At 63.6% G+C, this 20612-nt stretch carries 13 protein-coding genes and 1 pseudogene; 7 read left to right on the forward strand and 7 right to left on the reverse strand.

Annotated features, from left to right (window positions below):
- Nucleotides 1-119: 119 nt before the first annotated feature.
- The 3 genes and pseudogenes from RPF88_RS09800 (at nt 120) to RPF88_RS09805 (ending at nt 7223) form a co-directional block, all read left to right on the forward strand.
- Nucleotides 120-5606 carry a kinesin gene (locus tag RPF88_RS09800; RefSeq protein WP_442921274.1) on the forward strand — a complete coding sequence of 1829 codons (5487 nt, stop codon included), beginning with the start codon at nt 120-122 and terminating at the stop codon, nt 5604-5606.
- A complete protein-coding gene (locus RPF88_RS33390; protein ID WP_442921275.1) occupies nt 5564-6424 on the forward strand; it encodes a hypothetical protein in 861 nt (286 codons plus the stop codon). The genes RPF88_RS09800 and RPF88_RS33390 overlap by 43 nt, the downstream gene beginning before the upstream one ends.
- A gap of 185 nt (nt 6425-6609) precedes the next feature.
- Nucleotides 6610-7223: pseudogene (locus RPF88_RS09805) on the forward strand (3'-5' exonuclease).
- Nucleotides 7224-7275: 52 nt separating this feature from the next.
- Here the strand turns inward: RPF88_RS09805 and RPF88_RS09810 are convergent.
- The 4 genes from RPF88_RS09810 to RPF88_RS09825 form a co-directional block, all read right to left on the reverse strand.
- Nucleotides 7276-7884, reverse strand: a complete 609-nt coding sequence (locus RPF88_RS09810) for an ABC-type transport auxiliary lipoprotein family protein (protein WP_407067818.1) — start codon at nt 7882-7884, stop codon at nt 7276-7278.
- Between the two features lie 79 nt (nt 7885-7963).
- Entirely contained in the window at nt 7964-9337 is a 1374-nt protein-coding gene (locus RPF88_RS09815) for an MlaD family protein (RefSeq protein ID WP_063172061.1), read from the reverse strand.
- Nucleotides 9338-9351: 14 nt separating this feature from the next.
- Nucleotides 9352-10173, reverse strand: a complete 822-nt coding sequence (locus RPF88_RS09820) for an ABC transporter ATP-binding protein (RefSeq protein ID WP_337122274.1) — start codon at nt 10171-10173, stop codon at nt 9352-9354.
- A 1-nt stretch (nt 10174) separates the two neighbouring features.
- Nucleotides 10175-11362 carry an MlaE family ABC transporter permease gene (locus RPF88_RS09825; protein WP_063167913.1) on the reverse strand — a complete coding sequence of 396 codons (1188 nt, stop codon included), beginning with the start codon at nt 11360-11362 and terminating at the stop codon, nt 10175-10177.
- Between the two features lie 76 nt (nt 11363-11438).
- On the opposite strand from RPF88_RS09825, the gene dgcA reads away from it, so the two are divergent.
- On the forward strand, nt 11439-12422 hold the full coding sequence (gene dgcA / locus RPF88_RS09830; protein WP_337122275.1) for an N-acetyl-D-Glu racemase DgcA: 984 nt from the start codon (nt 11439-11441) through the stop codon (nt 12420-12422).
- On the opposite strand, the gene RPF88_RS09835 is transcribed toward dgcA, so the two are convergent.
- Both RPF88_RS09835 and RPF88_RS09840 read right to left on the reverse strand, forming a co-directional pair.
- A complete protein-coding gene (locus RPF88_RS09835; protein WP_337122276.1) occupies nt 12393-13607 on the reverse strand; it encodes an MFS transporter in 1215 nt (404 codons plus the stop codon). The genes dgcA and RPF88_RS09835 overlap by 30 nt on opposite strands.
- A 124-nt stretch (nt 13608-13731) precedes the next feature.
- A complete protein-coding gene (locus RPF88_RS09840) occupies nt 13732-14547 on the reverse strand; it encodes a UDP-2,3-diacylglucosamine diphosphatase (protein WP_013531888.1) in 816 nt (271 codons plus the stop codon).
- Nucleotides 14548-14666: 119 nt separating this feature from the next.
- Here RPF88_RS09840 and RPF88_RS09845 point away from each other — a divergent pair, with 119 nt between their 5' ends.
- From RPF88_RS09845 to RPF88_RS09855, 3 genes are all read left to right on the forward strand, one after another.
- Entirely contained in the window at nt 14667-15446 is a 780-nt protein-coding gene (locus RPF88_RS09845) for an SDR family oxidoreductase (protein WP_024503550.1), read from the forward strand.
- Nucleotides 15447-15623: 177 nt separating this feature from the next.
- Nucleotides 15624-17948 (forward strand): NADP-dependent malic enzyme, encoded by a 2325-nt coding sequence (locus tag RPF88_RS09850; protein ID WP_024503551.1) that lies wholly within the window; start codon nt 15624-15626, stop codon nt 17946-17948.
- 89 nt (nt 17949-18037) lie between these two features.
- Nucleotides 18038-19252, forward strand: coding sequence for a DUF2865 domain-containing protein (locus RPF88_RS09855; protein ID WP_337122277.1), 1215 nt, complete (start codon nt 18038-18040; stop codon nt 19250-19252).
- On the opposite strand, the gene gltX is transcribed toward RPF88_RS09855, so the two are convergent.
- Nucleotides 19170-20543, reverse strand: a complete 1374-nt coding sequence (gene gltX / locus RPF88_RS09860; protein WP_024503553.1) for a glutamate--tRNA ligase — start codon at nt 20541-20543, stop codon at nt 19170-19172. The genes RPF88_RS09855 and gltX overlap by 83 nt on opposite strands.
- Nucleotides 20544-20612: the final 69 nt, after the last annotated feature.

A 20612-nucleotide genomic window follows, 5' to 3' on the forward strand; every position in this document is an offset into this window, starting at 1 on the left:
GCATGTTTTCTTTACCCCCCTGTGTCATTACGATACGAGGGGTCCATTTTCAGCCTCCTGCGCGGGGCAAGACAAACAGAATTATAAGCCCGCGGCAGCTAGTACAGGGTAGCGAAGGCATGGCAAAGAAACCGACGACGAGAACTCTCGACAGCGAAGTGGCCAGGGAACTGGAAAAGGCACTCGATCTCGACCTCAGCAATGAGATCGGCAGCGGCGACCTCGATATCGCGGCTTCGATGGAGGATCTTGAAGCGCAGATATCCCAGGCGGCCGACGAGCTGGCGCGCGAGGGACGCAATCATAAGCCGGAACAGAACCCGGAGCCGGTGGTCAACCAAAACCAGGCCGCGAAACCCGCGCCCAAGGCCAAACCTGCCGAATTGCGCCCCGTGGAACCGCGCAATGGCGCCCAGCCCGCAGGTTTCGCGCCGGCCAATGACGATCGCCAGAAGGATTACAAGACGCTCCTGCACAGCCTCAACAGGCGTGCCTCGAACACCATTTACTGGGTCGTCGCCTTCGTTTCGCTCGCCTGGTTCGCCGGTGCCGGTGGTTTGGCCAATCTGCTTTTCGGACCGAGCATTTGGAGAATCCGCACGCTCGACCAGTTCCTCGCCCGTCCGGAACTGATCGGCCTCGCCGTCGCGGCCATCGTGCCTGTCATCCTGTTCTGGGCCTTCGCCGCCATGATTCGCCGCGCCCAGGAAATGCGCATCGCCGCACAGTCGATGACCGAAGTGGCCTTCCGCCTGACCGAGCCGGAAAACCTTGCCCAGGATCGCGTCATGATGATCGGCCAGGCCGTTCGTCGCGAGGTCGCGGCGATGGGCGAAGGCATCGAACGCACGCTTGCCCGCGCCGTCGAACTGGAAACGCTTGTCCACAGCGAAGTCAACCAGATCGAACGCTCCTATTCCGAGAATGAATCCCGCATCCGTTCGCTGGTCGACGGCCTCGGCAGCGAGCGCGAAGCCGTCGTCACCCATGCCGAGCGCGTCCGCGCCTCGATTACCGGCGCGCATGAGACGCTGAAGGACGAGATCGGCGCGGCTTCCGACATCATTCGCGACTCGATCCTCAATGCATCGACCAAATTGTCGATGACGATCACCAATTCCGGCGACACGCTGATCGACCGCATCAACGAAAGCTCGATGTCGATCTTCGATTCCGTCGAAGGCCGGCTCGATTCGATCACCGACCGTCTGTCGACCTCGGGCGAGGCCTTCGCCAGCCTTCTCGACACCCGCATTGCCAAGCTGACGGACACCACGGACGGACTGACGCGGTCGTTGACCGATCTGCTCGACGATCGCACCACCGGCATGGTGTCGCTGCTTGGCGGCGCCGCGCGCACCCTCAATTCCGAATTCGAGGCCAGCCTCAACGGCATCGAGCGGACGCTCGCCGAACGCGGCCAGGCGCTGATCAGCGAGTTCCAGACCCGCGCCGAGGCGCTCGACACCGGAACGCAGAAGCTCAATGCGGCACTCGAGGCCCGCGCCCGCCAGATCAATGAAACGCTGGTCGAGCGCGCCCGCGAAATCGCGCACACCTTCGCCGAGAGCAAGGACACGCTGTCGGCGATGATCGATCAGGGCAAGACCCAGATCGGCGCCGACATGGCCGACATCGTCACTTCGACCTCCTCTATGCTCGAAGCCCGCGCCAGCGACTTCGCCGGACGCATGGAAGCCGCCCGTCACGTCGTGTCGCGTTCGTTCGACAGTGACATCCAGCGGCTCGCCGACGCCCGCGTCGGCATCGAGGAAGCTGTTGAGAACCACAGCAGGAAACTGTCCGAAAGCCGCGAGCGCATGGCCGCGGCCATGGAGGCCGACCTGGCGAAGTTCGCCGAGGGCCGCGCCGGCATCGATGCGGCAGTAACCAACCAGGTGCAGAAGCTGGCCGAAGGCCGCAGCCTGATCTCGCGCGCTCTCGAAGAGGATCTGCGCAAGGTCAATGAATCGCGGGCGGCCATCGATGCATCGCTCGGCAGCCATCTCGAAAGGCTGGAAGAAGGTCGCAACAGGCTCTCTATTGCCTTGAATGAAGACTCCGGGAAGCTGGTGCAAGCTCGTACGATCATTGATGAAATGGTCGCCGGACATGTCGGAAAACTCGCCGAGGGCCGCAACATTCTGTCGCGCGCTTTGGAAGCCGATCTCGGAAAACTGTCCGACAGCCGCGCCGACATCGACGGTCTGGTCGCCGGTCAGGTGGAAAAAATCGCCGAAGGCCGCGCCGTGCTCGCCAAGGCGTTGGAAAACGACATCGTCGGCATCAAGAGCCTCATCGAAACCCATTCCGCCAAACTGGCGGAAGACCGCACGCAGCTTTCCCATTCGCTCGACAATGATCTGTCCGGCATACGCGGCCTGATCGAAAGCCATTCGGGACGGTTGGCCGAGGACCGCAGCCTGCTGTCGCAGACCCTTGAAGCCGACCTTGCCAAGCTGGCCGAAAGCCGTTCGAGCATCGACGGTCTGGTCGCCGGTCAGGTCGAGAAGCTGGCGGAAGGCCGCGACATTCTCAAGCGCGCGCTGGAATCCGACCTGAACACGATCAAGGGCGTTATCTCAAGCCAGTCGGAAAAGCTGGCCGAGGATCGCGGTCAGCTTTCCCGGGTCCTGGAAGCCGACCTGCAGAATGTGAACAGCGTCATCGCCGATCACATGAACAAGCTTGTCCAAGACCGCTCCGCCCTGTCCAGGGCCCTTGAGGACGACCTCGCCAAGCTGGCCGACAGCCGCTCCAGCATCGACGGGCTGGTTGCGGGTCAGGTCGAGAAGTTGTCCGAGGGCCGAGATATTCTGCGGCGCGCTCTGGAATCCGACCTCAACGCGATCAAGGGGACCATTGCCGACCAGTCGCAGAAACTGGTCGATGACCGGGCACAGTTCGCCCGGGCACTCGAGGCTGACCTCGAAAGCGTCAATGGCTTGGTCAACAGCCATTCCGAAAGGCTCGTCCAGGATCGTTCGACGCTGTCGAAAGCGCTTGAAGCCGACCTCGAAAACGTCGGTGGCCTCGTTAACAGCCACGCGGAAAGGCTTGTCCAGGAGCGCTCGACCCTGTCCAAGGCGCTCGAGGACGATCTTGCCAAACTGGCCGAGAGCCGCTCAAGCATCGACGGTCTGGTCGCCGGCCAGGTCGAGAAACTCGCCGAAGGTCGCGATGTTCTCAAGCGCGCGCTGGAAGCCGATCTCGCCAAGCTGGCCGAAAGCCGCTCCAGCATCGACGGTCTGGTTGCCGGCCAGGTCGAGAAGCTGGCCGAGGGCCGCGACATTCTCAAACGCGCCCTCGAAGCCGACCTGCAGAAGCTGACCGAAAGCCGCAGCGACATCGACGACGTCATCGCCGGACATGTCGGCAAGCTGTCCGAAGGCCGCAATATGTTGACCCGCGCGCTGGAAGACGATCTCGGCAAGCTCGCCGAGACCCGCAAGGACGTTGACCGCTCGCTGTCGGGCCATATCGACCAGATCGCTGCCAGAAGCACCGGCATTTCCGACGCGATCGCTGCCGATGTCGAGAAGATCGAGCAGGCGTTCAGTCGCCAGACCGGCATCATCGAGGAGCGCGCCGGCACCATGGAACGTGCGCTCTCGACAGGCGTCGACAACGTCCGCGCCGTGCTCGAGAAGAGCGCCGTGTTTGTCGCCGGCGCCCTGCGCGAAAAGGTGCTGGAAGTCACCAGCACCCTGCACGAGCAGGCCGGTGCCGCGTTCAGCGACGCCGACCGGAAGATCGCCGAGCGCGCCGAGCAGACCTCCGCCGCCCTGCTGGCGCGGGCCGAAGACATCGCCCGCACCTTCGAGGAGGCCGACCGTCGCCTGCACGCCCGTGCAGAAGATACGTCGAACGCCTTGCTTGCCCGCGCGGACGACACGTCCAGCTCGCTGCTGGCCCGTGCCCATGAAACCGCCGATCAGCTGGCCGCTCGCGCAAATCAGATCGCCGGCACCTTCGAAGCGGCAGACCAGAAGCTTGCCGCCCGCGCCCAGGAAACCGCAGATCAGCTGACCGCCCGGGCTCAGGACACCGCCGACCATCTGGCAGCTCGTGCAAGCGAAATTGCAGGCACGTTCGATGCCGCCGACCAGAAGCTGGTCGCCCGCGCCATCGAAACGGCCCAGTCGCTGGCCGCGCGCGCCGGCGACATCCTGCGCAACTTCGAAGGCGCCGACCAGCGGCTCGGCATGCGGATCGGCGAATCGGCCGAAGCGCTTGCCGCACGCGCATCGGACCTTGGCCGCATCTTCGATGCCGCCGACCAGCAGCTCGTCTCGCGCATCGCCGAGGGTTCGGAAGCGCTGTCGAGCCGCGCCTCGGAAATCGGCCGTATCTTCGACGACGCGGATCAGCGTCTGGTGTCGCGCATCGCCAGCAGCACCACCACGATCGGCGAGCATGCCGAGACGATCGTCGGCGCCTTTGCCGATACCGAGCAACGGGTTGCCGAACGCGCAAGGCGGACCGGCCAGGAAATGGCCGTGCATGCCCGCGAAATCGAGCAGGCGCTTGCCGGCGCCGACGAGCGTCTCGCCTCGAGCGCGGCGGCCGCGGCAGCCCGTGTCGAAGAGCAGGTCTCGGGCGTCGAGAACCGCCTCGCCTTTACGGCCGAGACGATGGGCCAGAAGCTCAACGAGCAGGTGTCGAACGCCGAGGCGCAACTCGTCTCGCGCGCCAATGTGATCGCCGAGACCTTCACCGCGGTTGGCCAGCATATCGGCCAGAGCACCAACGATGCCGCCAAGACGATCGGCGCCAACACCCGCGAACTCAACACCATGCTCGCGGCGCGTTCGGCCGAAATGTCGAAGATCCTCGACGAAACCGCACGGCCTTTGGTCGAGCGCTTCGCCCAGGGCGGCTCGGACCTGCAAAAGAGCATGGAAGAGGTCACCGAACGCGCCACCGAGAAGCTGCGCAGCGAGAATGCCGCACTTGTCGACGCGCTCGCCAACCGCACCGCCGAAACCTTGTCGGCGGTCGAGGGCGCCCGCTCGTCGCTGTCCGACAGCGTCGCCGACCTCATCGGCCGGATGACCAAGTCCAGCTCGCAGCTCGGTCAGCTGATCGAGCAGGCCGCGGTCAATCTCGGCCAGGTCGATGAACGCCTGAGCGGCAGCACGCAAAGCTTCGCCGCCACCACCGAGAAGGCCGCGCAGACCTTTGCCAGCTCGGCACGTCTGGTTGATTCGAACACGACTAGGCTGACGGAACTGTCGTCGTCCACCTTGCGCGAGGTCGCGTCGATTGCCACCAAGTTCGACGAGCACAGCCGCCTGCTCTCCAGTGCTTCGGACCTGTTGAGCTCGGCCCAGAGCAACCTCGAGCACACGCTCGAACGGCAGTCGTCGCTCGAAGACCTCGCCGTCGGCCTGGTCAAGAAGTCGGAAGATCTCGAAAGGGTCATGCGCTCGTTCGAAAATCTCGTCGGCCAGACGCTGCAGAACGCCGAAGGCAAGACGATGGAGTCGGCCGACAAGATCCGCAACGCCATCACCGCGTCGTCGACTCGGCAACCAAGCGCTTTGCCGATGCGACCGAGGAGATGCGGCGCACAGCGGGTTCGATCAAGAGCGAGCTCGACCTGACCCGCGCCGAGCTCAAGAAGGGCGTCATCGAAATGCCGGAAGAGGCCAAGGAATCGACTTCGGCCATCCGCCGCGCCGTTTCCGAGCAGATCAACGCCCTGAAGGAGCTTTCGGACATCGTGGCCAAGTCCGGCCGCGGCGGTGAAGGGTCCGAACCACGCAACCTGCGTCCGGCGCCGCAAGCGCCGGCCGCACGCGCTGCCGAGCCGCCGCGCCGAGCACCGGCACCGCAGCCGGACCTGCGCACGCCTCAGGCGCCCTTGGGCGGCCCTGCATTGCGCGGCACGCTCGACCTTGACCGTCCGACCGAGGCGGCACCGCGTCCGCGCGGCGATGCCAACGCCCGCACGCCTCAGGGCGGCTGGGTGCGCGATCTGCTGACCGCGGCATCGAACGATGAGGACCTCAGGTCGGCAGCTCCCCCAGCGGCTGCGGAAGCGCCCCGCGCTACGCCTGCCCAGCGCTCGCCCCTGCATGTCGTCGAATCGCTGAACTCGCTCTCCGTCGATATCGCGCGGGCCATCGACCACGATGCTTCGATCGAGCTGTGGAACCGTTACCGGCGCGGCGAGCGTGACGTGTTCACAAGGCGGCTCTACACGCTGAAGGGTCAGCAGACGTTCGACGAGATCCGTCGCAAGTATCAGGCCGAGGCCGAGTTCCGCGCCGCCGTCGACCGCTACTGCGACGATTTCGAGAAGCTGCTCAAGGATGTCTCGCGCAACGACCGCGACAACATCATGGCGCAGACCTACCTGACGTCGGACACCGGCAAGGTCTACACCATGCTGGCGCATGCGAGCGGCCGCCTGCACTAAGACGGGAATTGAACAGGCGGGCCATGGTCCGCCTGTGCCAGCTCTAACGTCCGGCACGCGTTGAACCTGCCCGCAACAGGTCTTGCGAGACTATCGATGCCTTCGGAATCCGCCCTAAGTCGATCTCCCGACGGCGCTATAATTCATCCACAGTACCGCTACCCTAACGCTCGCAGGGTGTGATCGTGAAGACGGCAATCATTTTCGACTGCGAGTTTCTTTGCCTGGAGGGCTCGCAACGCAGATTCTGGTGCGCGGCCCACGATCCCGACCCGGTGATCGCACAGATCGGCGCCGTCAGGCTTGGACTTGAAGGCGACTTCCCCCTGCTCGGAACACACAAGGCCTATATCAGACCGGTCGACCGGTTTGGTCAGAGATACGCCCTGGACCCATTCTTCACCAAACTGACCGGCATCACCGAGGAAGATTTGGAGACAAAAGGGGTGGCACTAGGGGATGCCCTCGCCGACATCGATCGTTTTTCCGAAGGGGCGCGATTCTGGTCCTGGGGCAAGGACGAATTGAACATGATCGCCATCAGCTGCTATGTCGCGGGCATTCAGCCTTCGATCCCGGCCACCCGGTTTGACAACGCCGTCAAGCTGCTGATCGCAGCCGGAATGCCGATCGAGGATCTGGCGAGAACGCGAGCAACAAGCTTGCGGATTACTACGGCGTCAAGCACCCGCCATTGCAGGGGCACGATGCGCTCGATGACGCGCTGTCCGTGACCTACACCCTGCAGCACCTGATGAAGACCGGAAAGCTCCGGCCGGAGATCTTCGACCACTTGTAGGTAGAGAAGCCTGGTGGGATGAAGCCTGGTGGGATTCCGGCGCGCGTCGCGCTCAGATCACCGAATCCGTCCAGCGCACGATCTGCCCGGCGGCGTCGCCGAACGCCTTGTCGAGTGCGCTGACATAAGCAGGATTGCCGCTGCCCGAGACGGGTGCGGCTGCGGTGAAGCTCTTGGAAGCACGGACCTCGCCGTTGCGATCGTTCAGGATCCGCACGAACAGATCGACCTCGGCATGTTCGCCGCCGTCGACCCGAACCTCGAATGAGCGGATCTCGACGATCACCTGATAGTCGATCGCCAGGCCCTCGCCCGGCTTGCCGACGCCGGCAAAGCTGCCCGAGCGCTGGAAGGTCTCGGCCAGCCGCGCCTGCACGATCAGCGGCAGCCGGTCGGCCCATTGCGCGCCCTTGAGATACTGGATCGAACGATCCGACGGTTTGATGACGATGTTCTGGCTGTCCAGCGCCTTGAGCGCCGACGGCTGCGCGATCAGGATCTGGCGGCGGCTGTGGCCATGCGCGTCGACCGACGGCGCCGACAGCTCGAACGTATCGAGCGGCGCGGGCTTGCCGCCCAACGCCGCACAGCCGGCCAGCGTCAAGGCAAGCAGTGCCGCAGCCGATGTCAACCCGCCCGTTTTCACCCACACAGACTTCACGCGCGATCCCCGTTGTCCCCGGATCGTAAGATCGACCCGCTTTCGCGGCTCATGTTTCTGGGGCGCGCCGACGCCGAAGTCAACGGCGCGCCCTGCCATCGAATTGCCGAACCTCGCCGTCGCCACCCGACAGGATGCGCTGCGGATTGCGGCTGAGATCGGTTACCGCCTCCTCGATGCGGCTGATCGAACGGCGGCTGTCCTGCACCAGCGCTTCGACGTTCGAAAGCCCCTGGCCCGAGAATCGCGCCAGATTGTCGGTGATGACGCCAAGGCGCGAATTCAGCGTGTCGGCAACCTGCTTGAACGACTTCAGCGTCGCCCTCGCATCCGCCATCACGCCGTCGGCCTGCCCCGACCCGAGCAAGGTATCGACCTTGGCTAGAATGCCATCGACCCGCACCGAGGCATCGTTGAGCCGTTGCGCGAGCTGCTTTGCGTCCTTGATCGTCTGGTCGATGTCGTCGGCCCGGTTGGCGAACTTGTGGGTCACCTCCGCGATGTCGGCGGCGGCCTTGTCGGCGCTCTCGCTGGCCTTTTGGATGTTGGCGAGCGCCGAGCGCACTTGTGCGGGATCGATACCGTCGAGCACGTTGTCGACCTTGGCCAGCGTGCCTTGCGTCCGTTTGGCGAAGTCGTTGACCGACCCCACGGCTGTATCGACGTTCTTGATCACGCCGTCGAGCTGCTTCGACGTCTGCTTGAGGTTACCGGTTACTGCGTCGACATTGGCGACGATGCTCTTGATCTTGTCCTTGTCGACCGCGTTGAGAAGGCCTTCGGCCGCCTTCAGCGTGCCGTCGAGTTTGCCGGAAACGCCTTTCAGCTCATCGGCCAGCGTGCTGGCCGCGGACAGGAACTTGTCGATGCCGTCCGAATTCTTGGCCAGCGCATCGGAGAAGGTCTGGACGTTCTGGACGGTCTGCGTCAGCGGCCCGCGAACGTCCTTAGTGAAGCCTTCGAGCTCGGTCAGCACCTTGTCGGCGCGGGTGAAGATATTCTGCGCCGTCTGCAAGAGGTTGGTCACCGCCGACGGGTTGGCGACGATCTCGGCGACCTTGCCTTCCTTTTCCGCTTGGTCGAGGAGCTTTACCTCCTTGGGATCGGCGCCCTTGAGCTCGATGTTGGCCTGCCCGGTCAGGCCGGCAAGCCCGATATCGGCTTGCGTCGATTTGGTGATCGGCGTCATGCGGTCGATCTCGGTATCGGCGATGGCAACCGTCGGATTGTCGACATCAATATAGACGCGCTTGACGTCGCCGACCTTGACGCCGTTGAACAGCACGAAACTTCCGCGGCCGAGCCCGGAGGCCGAGCCCGGAATGCGCACGCGCAGCAACGTCGTCTCGCCCTTGTCGCCGATCGCCGCCGTCCAGTAGACGAAGGCAAACGCCGCCAGGATCGCGGCCAGCGTGAAGATGCCGACAATGACGTAGTTGGCTCTGGTTTCCATTGTCCCACTTATGGCTATGCGCGCGCCGCAAGATCAAGTTGCCGGGCGCGTTTTCCGCGGAAATAGGATTTTACCCACGGTTCCTCGCTCTTCAGCATGTCGTCGATGGTGCCCTCGACCAGCACTTTCTTCTTGCCGAGCACGGCCACCCGGTCGCAAGCGGTGAACAGCGTGTCGAGATCATGCGTGACCATGTAGACGGTCAGATCCATCGTATCGCGCAGCTTGACCACCAGCTCGTCGAACTCCGCCGCGCTGATCGGATCGAGACCCGATGTCGGCTCGTCGAGGAAAACGATGTCGGGATCGAGCGCCAGCGCCCGCGCCAGCGCGGCGCGCTTGATCATGCCGCCGGACAGTTCGGATGGGAATTTTTGCGCCGCGTCGGGCGGCAGCCCGACCAGCTCGATCTTGAGCATCGCCAGTTCGTCCATCAGCTTTCGCGGCAGGTCGAGATATTCGCGCATCGGCACCTGGACGTTTTCCAGCACCGTCAGCGCCGAGAACAGGGCGCCGTGCTGGAACAGCACGCCAAGCCGCATGTCGATGCGCAGACGCTCGGCATCATCAGCTTTCTCGATATCGACGTCGAACAGCTTGATGGTGCCCGACTGCTTGCGTGTCAGGCCGAGAATGGTGCGCAGCAGAACGGATTTGCCAGCACCCGAGGCGCCGACAAATCCAAGGATTTCGCCGCGCCTTATGTCGAGCGACAGTCTGTCGAGGATAAGCTTGTCGGCAAAGGAAACGCTGATGTCGTGCGCGGAAAGCACGATATCGCCCTCGCCCGCGTCATCCGCCAATGCACCCGCCCTTTTCCTGTTTCGCAGCTTCATCTCAGAACTCGATCGCTGCGTAGAACATGGCAAAAAGCCCGTCGAGGATGATGACGACGAAGATCGACTTCACCACAGAGGCGGTGACGTGCTGGCCGAGCGATTCGGCGCTGCCGCCGACCTTCATGCCTTCGACCGAGGCAATCGTGCCGATGATCATGGCCATGAACGGCGCCTTGATCAGGCCGGCAAAGATGGTGCTGAGATCGATGGCGACACGCAGCCGGTCGATGAAGGCGGCGGGTGGAATGTCGGAATAGAGCCAGGCAGCCAGGATGCCGCCGCCGAGTGCGGCGAAATTGGCGATGATGGTCAGGCACGGCAAGGCGATGACCAGCGCCACGAGGCGCGGAAAGACCAGGACGCCGATCGGGTTAAGTCCGATGACCTTCAGCGCGTCGACCTCCTCGCGCATCTTCATCGAGCCGATCTCGGCGGTGATCGCGCTGCCGGAGCGGCCGGCGATCATGATCGCCGTCATCAGCACGCCGAGTTCGCGCAGGATCAGCACGCCGACGAGGTCGACGACGAAGATATCGGCGCCGAAATAGCTGAGCTGATAGGCGCCCTGCTGGGCAACGATGGCGCCGACGATCGCCGACATCAGCACCACCACCGGAATGGCGCCGACGCCCATACGGTCGATCTGGTTGAAAATCGCCGCCGGGTTGACGGCATGGCCACGGCCGAGCTTCATCTGCGCGCCACGGATGGTGGCGCCGAGGATGTTCATCGAGGCCAGAAAATCGTCGCGCATCTCGTAGACCCGGCGGCCAACCGCCTCCAGCGCGCGAATGACGATGTTGGGCGGTCGCACCGGGCCGGATTCGGGTTCGCGCCGCACGGCCTCGCCGACAGCTTCGAGCAGGATCGAAGCGATCTCGCTCTGGCCTTGCATCTGGATTTCGACACCCTTCTTCTCGAAGGCGCTGACCAGCCGGTCGATCAGCCAGGCGCCGGCAGTGTCCATCTTCTCGATCTTGGAAACATCGAGCGCCAAGATTTTGAAGCCGCTTCGCTTTTCGATCTTGCGCATGTCGGCGTCGACGAGTGCAACGGTCCGTGTCGTCCAGATTCCGGAGAAAGCGCAGCCAAGAACGCCGTCCTCCTCGCCGATCGCCACGCGCGGTTCGTGGTCAGCCTCCCCTGCGGTCGTGCCGCTTGCGTCGCGCTTGCCGATGGTCAACATGGCGTCCTGTTTAGCCTGACGGGTCTGACCTGTCGATTTGCCGACAACGCTTGTCGCACAGCAGGAGCAGAAAAATATGGCGCGTGTCATTTCGGTCGAGGCCGAGCGTTTTCCCATCGCCGGAACCTTCACCATTTCGCGCGGTTCCAAGACCGAAGCCGAAGTGATCTCCTGCACGATCAGCGACGGCGGCCATTTCGGCCGCGGCGAATGCGTCCCCTACAAGCGCTATGGCGAGACGATTGAGGGCGTGCGCGAGGCGATCGACGCCATGCGCGGCCGGATCGCCGATGGCATCAGCCGCAGCGCCTTGCTCGATGCCATGCCGGCCGGAGCCGCCCGCAACGCCATAGACTGCGCCCTATGGGATCTGGAGGCGAAGCTCAGCGGAACATCGGTGGCGGTTGCGATAGGCGCTGTTCCCTTGCAGGCGCTCGAAACCGCCTACACGCTGTCGCTGGGCGAGCCGGAGGCGATGGCGGCGCAGGCCCGCGCCAATGCGGCGCGGCCGCTGCTCAAGGTCAAGATCGGCGGCGACAACGACATTGCCCGCATCCGGGCGGTCAGGCAGGCAGCGCCAGACAGCCGCATCATCCTCGACGCCAATGAGGGCTGGAGCGACGACAACATCGTTGCGAACCTCGCCTTTGCCGCCGAACAAGGCATCGCGCTGATCGAACAGCCGCTGCCGGCCGGTCATGACGAGATCCTGCGCCATATCGCCCATGCGGTGCCGATCTGCGCCGATGAAAGCGTGCACGAGGCTAAGAATCTCGAAGCGCTTGTCGGTCTCTACGATGCCGTCAACATCAAGCTCGACAAGTCGGGCGGGCTGACTGCGGCACTGGTGCTGCGCGATCGCGCCCGCGAACTCGGTTTCGGCGTGATGGTCGGCTGCATGGTCGGCACCTCATTGGCGATGGCGCCAGCGGTGCTGCTTGCCCAGCATGCCGATTTCGTCGACCTCGACGGTCCGCTGCTGCTTGCCCGCGACCGGGTACCGGGCCTTGTCTACCAGGGATCGCTGGTGTCACCGCCCGATACGGCGCTCTGGGGCTGAGCGCGCAGCAAGGCCGATCAGCGCCAGTCCGATCAACGCAATCGGGATCATGGCAAAGAAGCCGTCGACACCGAGACGGTCGTAGAGCGGGCCGGACGCCAGCGTCACCACCGCCATGAAGAAGCCGTTGGAGAAATAGGCGATGCCTTGCGCGGCACCTGTCCGCTCCTCGGAGATCGTTTCGCCGATCATCTTCTGCAGCCCGATCAGCCCCAGCGCCACCGAGACCGAGTGCAGCGACTGGACAGCGAAGAAGCCGGGAATGCCGAGGCCGAGCGGCCAGACCAGCGGAAAGGCGATCCAGCGCACGATGGAGCCGATTCCGGCCATCACCATGACCGACACGACGGAGAACCGGTCGAAAAAGCGGGTGAACATCATGAACATGCAGACTTCCGACACCACGCCCCAAGCCCATAAGAGACCGACTACCGAATCACCGAGGCCGATCGACTTCCAGTAGATGGAGACGAAACCGTAGAGGAATGCGTGGCTGGCGGTGATGACGCCGACGCCCATGGAGAAATACAGGAAATACGGGTTGAGAAGCTTCGGCGCTGAATGCTGGATGTCGGTGGCCGACAGCGGCGAGGCGCGCCGCGGACGGCCAAGGCGCGGCGCCAGCAGGCCAGCGGCAAGGGCGGCGGCAAACGCCACCAGAATGATAACCGGAACGGCTTGTGAACCGGTTACCGACAGAATGAAGCCGCCGGCGATATTGGCGAACAAATAGGAAATCGAGCCCCATTTGCGCATGCTTGTGTAGTTCGAACCGAAGCGGCGGACACCCGAAAGAGCCAGCGAATCGGCGATCGGCGAATGCGGCGTCCAGACGATGGTCAGCGCCAGCGAGACCGCCAGCACCATCGCATAGGTGGGTGTCAGGAAATAACCTGCCGACAAAAGCAGCGACGCAGCCATCAGCGCGACATAGACGTCGGCGCGGTCCCTGGCACGGTCGGCCAGCGCGGTCAGCAGCGGCGTCGTCACCACGCGCAGGAACATCGGCGCCGCCAGAATGATCGCGATCTGCTCGGCATGAAAACCCTTGGCCTGCAACCACAGCGGAAAATACGGCAAGTGCGTTCCGAGCGGCACGAAAAGCGTCGCGAAGATCAGGCTCATGCGCAGTTCGAAATGGCGCGGCTTGACGAGTTGTTCGGGCGAGAGCTGCGGCAGGGACATGAATCGATCCAATCGCGCTGTATTCGGCCGGAGGGCAACGCGTATCGATCCCTTAACATGGACGAAAACCGGACGAAACCGGTTGGACTAATTGATTGATTCCGAAGTCCGAAAGGACTTCGGACTAGGCCGCCTGCCCTACCCGGTCCTCGATGAGCAGCGGGATAAAGGGCTCGTCCGGCGCCTCGGGCAGCACCTGCGCCCAGGTCAGGATTTCCATGCGGCCGTCAAAATGCTCGACCACAGCCGTACAACTTTCCACCCAGTCGCCGGTGTTGATGTACTGGACATCGCCAAAATTTTCGATGACGGCATGATGGATGTGGCCGCAGATGACGCCATCGACATGCGAACGGCGCGCCTCGTCGGCAAGCATGGTCTGGAACGAGCCGATGAAGTTCACCGCCTTCTTGACGTTGTGCTTGGCCCAGGACGAAAACGACCAATAAGGCAGGCCGAGCAGTTGGCGCAGCCGCGTCACCACGCGGTTGACCAGCATGGCCGCGTCATAGGCGTGGTCACCGAGATAGGCGAGCCAGCGCGCATTGTGGACCACGGTGTCGAACTGGTCGCCATGGATGACGAGCAGCCGCTTGCCGTCGGCGGTCTCGTGGATGGCGCGATCGGCAACGACGATGCCACCGAAATGCACGCCCTGGAACTGGCGGGCGAACTCGTCATGGTTGCCGGCGATGTAGGTGATGTTGGCGCCCTTGCGCGCCTTGCGCAGCAGTTTCTGCACGACGTCGTTGTGGCTTTGCGGCCAATGCCAGCTCCGCCGCAGCCGCCAGCCATCAACGATGTCACCCACCAGATAGATGATATCGGCATCGTGATATCGAAGGAAATCGATCAGGAACTCGGCCTTGGCCGCCTTCGAGCCCAGATGGACGTCGGAAATGAACATGCTGCGGAAAGTGCGGGGCTCTTGGCCGGACATCGCGATTTCACCCTTGCTTTCGCGCAGGCTATGCCCCGATTCATGCAACAACCGTATGACGGTTGCGATTGGTCCAGCCGAAGGACTAGCTTGCCGGCCAAATCACAGGAGAAATCGTCATGGATCTTGGTATCCGCGGAAAGAAGGCCATCGTCTGCGCTTCGAGCAAGGGACTTGGGCGCGGTTGCGCCATGGCGCTGGCGGAAGCCGGCTGCGACGTCGTCGTCAACGGACGCAATGCGGAGCTGGTGGCGAAAACCGCCGCTGAGTTGCGCGAGCGCTATGGCGTCACGGTGACGGAAGTCGTCGGCGACGTCTCGAAGCCGGAGGTGCAGAAGGCGCTGCTCGTGGCTTGCCCCGAGCCGGACATCCTGGTCAACAACAATGGCGGACCGCCGCTTCGCGACTTCCGCACGCTTGATCGCGAAAAGATCCTCGAAGGCGTTACCCAGAACATGGTGACTCCGATCGAGCTCGTGCAGGCCGTGCTGGACGGCATGGCGGCGCGCGGCTTCGGCCGCATCGTCAACATCACCTCGCTGTCGGTCTATGTGCCCATTCCCGGCCTCGACCTGTCGTCCGGCGCGCGTGCCGGCCTGACCTCGTTCCTTGCCGGCGTGGCCAGAACGGTTGTCGACCGCAACGTCACCATCAACAGCCTTCTGCCGGGCAAGCTCGACACCGACCGGCTGCGCGGCCCGCATGAGGCCGGCACAGTCGAAAGCCCTCAGGCCGCAGCCGCGCGCAAGACCCGCATCAGCGCCGATGTTCCGGCCAAGCGGCTCGGCACGCCGGAGGAATTCGGCCAGATCTGCGCCTTCCTGTGCTCGGTCCATGCCGGCTATCTGACCGGGCAGAACATACCGGTCGATGGTGGTCTTTACGTCAGCGCCTTTTGATCAACTTATCCGTGAAACGGTCGGAGCCGTCCGTCAGAAAATCGTCATAAGTATTTGATTATTCAAGGTTTTCTACGCACCGCCGGGTATTGCCGCCGGCGCGTCAATTAGCGTCGCGAAAAGCCACGGCTGCATGCTAAAAGGGAATCTCCAGCCAGATTTCGAGGGAGTGGCCGCATGGAAGGCGAGAGCAAAAAGACGGCACGTTCGGACCTCGACGAAGCCGCCCTCTACTTCCACAAGCACCCAAGGCCGGGAAAGCTCGAGATACAGGCGACCAAGCCGCTCGGCAATCAGCGCGACCTCGCGCTCGCCTATTCCCCCGGCGTCGCCGCCCCCTGCCTGGAAATCCGCGACGATCCGGCGACCGCCGCCGACTACACCGCACGCGCCAATCTGGTCGGTGTCGTCACAAACGGATCGGCCGTGCTCGGCCTCGGCAATATCGGCCCGCTGGCCTCCAAACCGGTCATGGAAGGCAAGGCCGTCCTGTTCAAGAAGTTCGCCGGCATCGATGTCTTCGACATAGAGATCGACGCGCCCGCTATCGAGCGCATGGTCGAGACGATCTCGGCGCTCGAGCCGACTTTCGGCGGCATCAATCTCGAGGACATCAAGGCGCCGGAATGCTTCGAGGTCGAGGAACAGCTGAAGGCCCGCATGGGCATACCGGTGTTCCACGACGACCAGCACGGCACAGCCATCATCGTCGCTGCCGCCGTGCTCAACGGGCTGGAGTTCGCCGGCAAGACCATATCGGACATCAAGATCGTCACCTCCGGCGCCGGGGCTGCCGCCCTTGCCTGCCTCAACTTGCTGGTCTCGCTCGGCGCCAAGGTCGAAAACATCTGGGTCACCGACCGTTTCGGCGTCGCCTACAAGGGCCGCACCGATGAGATGGATCGCTGGAAAGACCCCTATGTGAAGGACACCGAGGCGCGCACGCTGGCCGACGTCATTTCGGGCGCCGACGTCTTCCTCGGCCTGTCGGCGGCAGGCGTACTGAAGCCGGAACTGCTCCAGCACATGGCGCCGAAGCCGCTGATCCTGGCGCTGGCCAACCCCAATCCGGAGATCATGCCGGAAATAGCGCGTGCAGCGCGTCCGGATGCGATGATCTGCACCGGCCGGTCCGATTTTCCCAATCAGGTCAATAACGTACTGTGTTTTCCTTACATTTTTCGCGGTGCGCTCGACTGCGGCGCCAGCGCCATCAATGAGGAGATGAAGATGGCGGCGGTGCGGGCAATCGCAGCGCTCGCACGCGAGGAACCTTCGGACGTCGCGGCCCGCGCCTATTCCGGCGAGACGCCGATCTTCGGCCCTGAATTCCTGATCCCTTCGCCCTTCGATCCGCGGCTGATCCTGCGCATAGCGCCCGCGGTCGCCAAGGCAGCCTGCGACACCGGCGTCGCGACGCGGCCGATCACCGACTTTGCCGCCTATATCGACAAGCTGAACCGCTTCGTCTTCCGCTCCGGCCTGGTGATGAAGCCGGTGTTCTCGTCCGCCAAGGCATCGAGCGCCAAGCGCGTCATCTATGCCGACGGCGAGGATGAGCGCGTGCTGCGGGCTGCCCAGGTGGTGCTCGAGGAAGGCATCGCCGAGCCGATCCTGATCGGCCGCCCGCACGTCATCGAAGTGCGCCTGAAGCGCTACGGCCTGCGCATCAAGCCCGGGGTCGATTTCGGCCTCATCAACCCGGAAGACGATCCGCGCTACCGCCACTATGTCGACCTTTTGATCGAACTCGCCGGCCGGCGTGGCGTGACGACGGAAGCCGCGCGCACCATGGTGCGCACCGACAACACGGTGATCGCAGCACTTGCGCTGAAACGCGGCGATGCCGACGCCATGGTCTGCGGCCTCGAAGGTCGATTCGAGCGGCATCTGCGCAACGTCACCTTGATCATCGGCCCCCGCGCCGGCATCAAGGACCACGACCTGTCGACGCTTTCCATGCTGATCTCGCAGCGCGGCATCATCTTTCTGACCGACACCCACGTCTCCGTCGACCCGACGGCGGAAGAAATCGCCGAGATGACGGTGCTGGCGGCGGAAGAAATCCAGCGCTTCGGCATCGAGCCGAAGGCAGCACTCTTGTCGCATTCCGATTTCGGCTCGCGCGATTCGCCCAGCGCCCTGAAGATGCGGCAAGCAGCGGCGATCCTGGCGCGCATCGCGCCTGACCTTGAATGCGATGGCGAGATGCATGCGGACACTGCTCTGTCGGAGCACCTGCGCCAGCGCGTCTATCCCCATTCGAGACTGAAGGGCGAAGCCAATTTGCTGGTGTTCCCCAACCTCGATTCGGCAAACATCACGCTGACGGCGCTCAGAACCATGACGGATGCGCTACATGTCGGGCCGATCCTGCTCGGCACCGACATGCCGGCGCATATATTGACGCCGTCTGTCACCTCGCGCGGCGTCGTCAACATGACGGCGCTTGCCGTGGTCGAAGCCGCCCACAAGGCACAAGCGGTCGTCAATCTGGGCTGAACACGGATTTCGCGGTAAACTGCAGTTAACCGCGAACACGGTAGCCTTGCGGGGCTAACAGTCGGATTTGGAAGGCGGAGTTTGGGCGGATGGCAACCGGAGGGTGGAAGCAGGCGCATGCTGCCGTGCTGCTTGGCCTGCTGTTGTCCGCAACCTGGGGAGTAGCCAAGCCACAGGCTGCTTCGCGGGTCTGCCGCCAGTTGGAAGCCGATCTTGCCGCGTCCTCGCGCGGCGGCGGTGGCGGTCCGGCGCTAGTCCGGAAATACGATTCCGCGATTGCCAGGCAGCATGAGCAGATTTCGAAGGCTCGCAGCCAGGCGAGCCAGGCCGGGTGCGGTTTTTCGCTGTTTGGCCGCAACCTCAATCAATGCGCCGGGCTCAACGCCACCATCGACCGCATGAATGCCAATCTCGACGCCTTGCAAAACAAGCGCGAGCGGCTGGCTGGCGGTGGCTCTCGCCGCGATCGCGGACGCATCCTGGCGGCGCTCGACGCCAATGGCTGCCGTGACGACACCGTTGCGCCTCGGCGTGCGCCTTTGCAGGAAGCGAACCGCGACGGCGGCAGCGCAAACCTGTTCGATCAGCTCTTCGGCGGCAACAGCAAGCAGCTCGATATGCTTGATGAACCCAACCAGCCCGACGATCCCAGCGAGGAGCGCAATGTCCGCCGTGTGCTCAACCAGCCCGGCGTGCCGGATTTTCCGAGCGTCGGTGGCGAATTCCACACGTCCTGTGTGCGCACCTGCGACGGCTACTTTTTCCCTATGTCGAACTCGGCCTCGGCAGGCGATTTCGAACGCGACCAGAAGAATTGCGAATCGAGCTGCCCCGGAACCGAGATGCAGGTTTTCTATTCGCGCGGCATGGACGACGATTCGGCGTCGATGACGTCATCTGTCACCGGCCGGCCTTACAGCGAATTGCCGACCGCCTATCTCTACAAGCGGCCCGGCATGTCGCGGCCGCCGGCTTGCGGCTGCAACGCCGCTGCGCAGGGTTTCCAGATCATTGCCGGCAATCCGCCGAATCCGGTGCAATCGCAGCCAGAGACAGACGCGTCATCATTCATTCCAGTCCCGGTTGCAAAACCTGATCCGGGCGCCGATCCCGAAACGCTGGCCAATCTGGAAGGTGGGCTCGACCGCGAGGCGATCAAGCGGCTTTCCGCCAGGCCGGTGACGTCGCCCGTGTCCGCGCTGCCGCCGGAACAGCGCAAGGTCAGGGTCGTCGGGCCAACGTTCCTTCCCGACCCATCAGCGGCAATAGATCTGCAAGCTCCGGCCCCGAAGGCAGTCCGGTAAGGGCTGTCCTGAGCGGCATGAACAACGCCTTGCCCTTGCGGCCGGTCGCTTCCCTGATCTTGCCCGTCCAGTCCTTCCAGATCGTCGCGGTCCAGGGTTCCTCCGGCAGCAGGTCGAATGCCTGTCGAAGAAAGTCGCGGTCGTCATCGGAAAATTCCGGCTTCTCCTGCGGTCCTTCGCGCAGGATGCGCCACCAGTTGACCGCATCGGCCAGCCTGTCGAGATTGCCGCGCACCGCCAGCCAGAACGGTTCGGCCTGCTCGCCGGAGACGCCGAGCACGATCAGACGGTCTTGTGCCTCGCTGAACGGCATGTGGTGCAGCAGCGACCGGTTGAGCACGAACAGCTCGTCCGGATCGAACTTGGCCGCGGATTTCGATGTCGCCGCCGGATCGAAGCGTTCGGCGAGTTCGCCCATCGTCGGCATCGCTGCGACATTCTCCGAAGTGCCTACCAGGACGGCCAATGATGCGACGGCCATCGGCTCGATGCCGTCCTCGCGCAGGCTTTCGATGGAGAGCGCGCCGGTGCGCTTCGACAAGCCCTCGCCCGATGCGGTGGTCAGGAGATTGTGGTGGCCGAACACTGGCGGCGTGGCAGCCAGTGCCTGGAACAGGGCGATCTGCACGCCGGTGTTGGTGACATGGTCGTCGCCGCGGATGACATGGCTGACGCCCATCTCGATGTCGTCGACCACGGAAGGCAGCGTATAGAGATAGGTGCCGTCCTCGCGCACCAGGACCGGGTCGGAAAGCGAGGCCAGATCGACGGTTTCCTCACCGCGCACCAAGTCGTTCCAGTGGATTTCAGTGCGTTCCGGCTGTTGTGGATCGTCTGAGAAATTGGGCAGGAGAAAACGCCAGTGCGGCCGGCGGCCATCGGTCTGGTATTCGGCGATCTGTTCGTGCGTAAGGGTCAACGCCTCGCGGCCATAGACGGGCGGCAGACCGCGCGTGCGGCGCACCTTGCGCCTGAGATCCAGCTCCTCCGGCGTTTCGTAGCAGGCATAGAGAACGCCTGCCGCCTTCAGCCTCTCGACCGCCGCGTCATAGACTTCGAAGCGCCGCGACTGGTACTCGGTGGCGTCGGGAAAAATGCCCAACCAATGCAGGTCGTATAGGATGGCGTCGGAAAACTCCTGCTTCGAGCGCGCAATGTCGGTGTCGTCGAAGCGCTGGATGAAGCGACCCTTGTTGTTCACGGCGAACAGCCAGTTGAACAGAGCCGTGCGCGCATTGCCGATATGGATGCGGCCGGTCGGCGAAGGGGCGAAACGAACGGTAACTGTCATGAGCGGGGCGTACCGGATGCTTTTACGATTGACAAGACGCGCCCCCGCGCTGCCCGGCAGACATAGAAC

Origin of the sequence: Mesorhizobium sp. ISC11 (assembly GCF_037162595.1) — a bacterium.
Lineage (GTDB): Bacteria > Pseudomonadota > Alphaproteobacteria > Rhizobiales > Rhizobiaceae > Mesorhizobium > Mesorhizobium ciceri.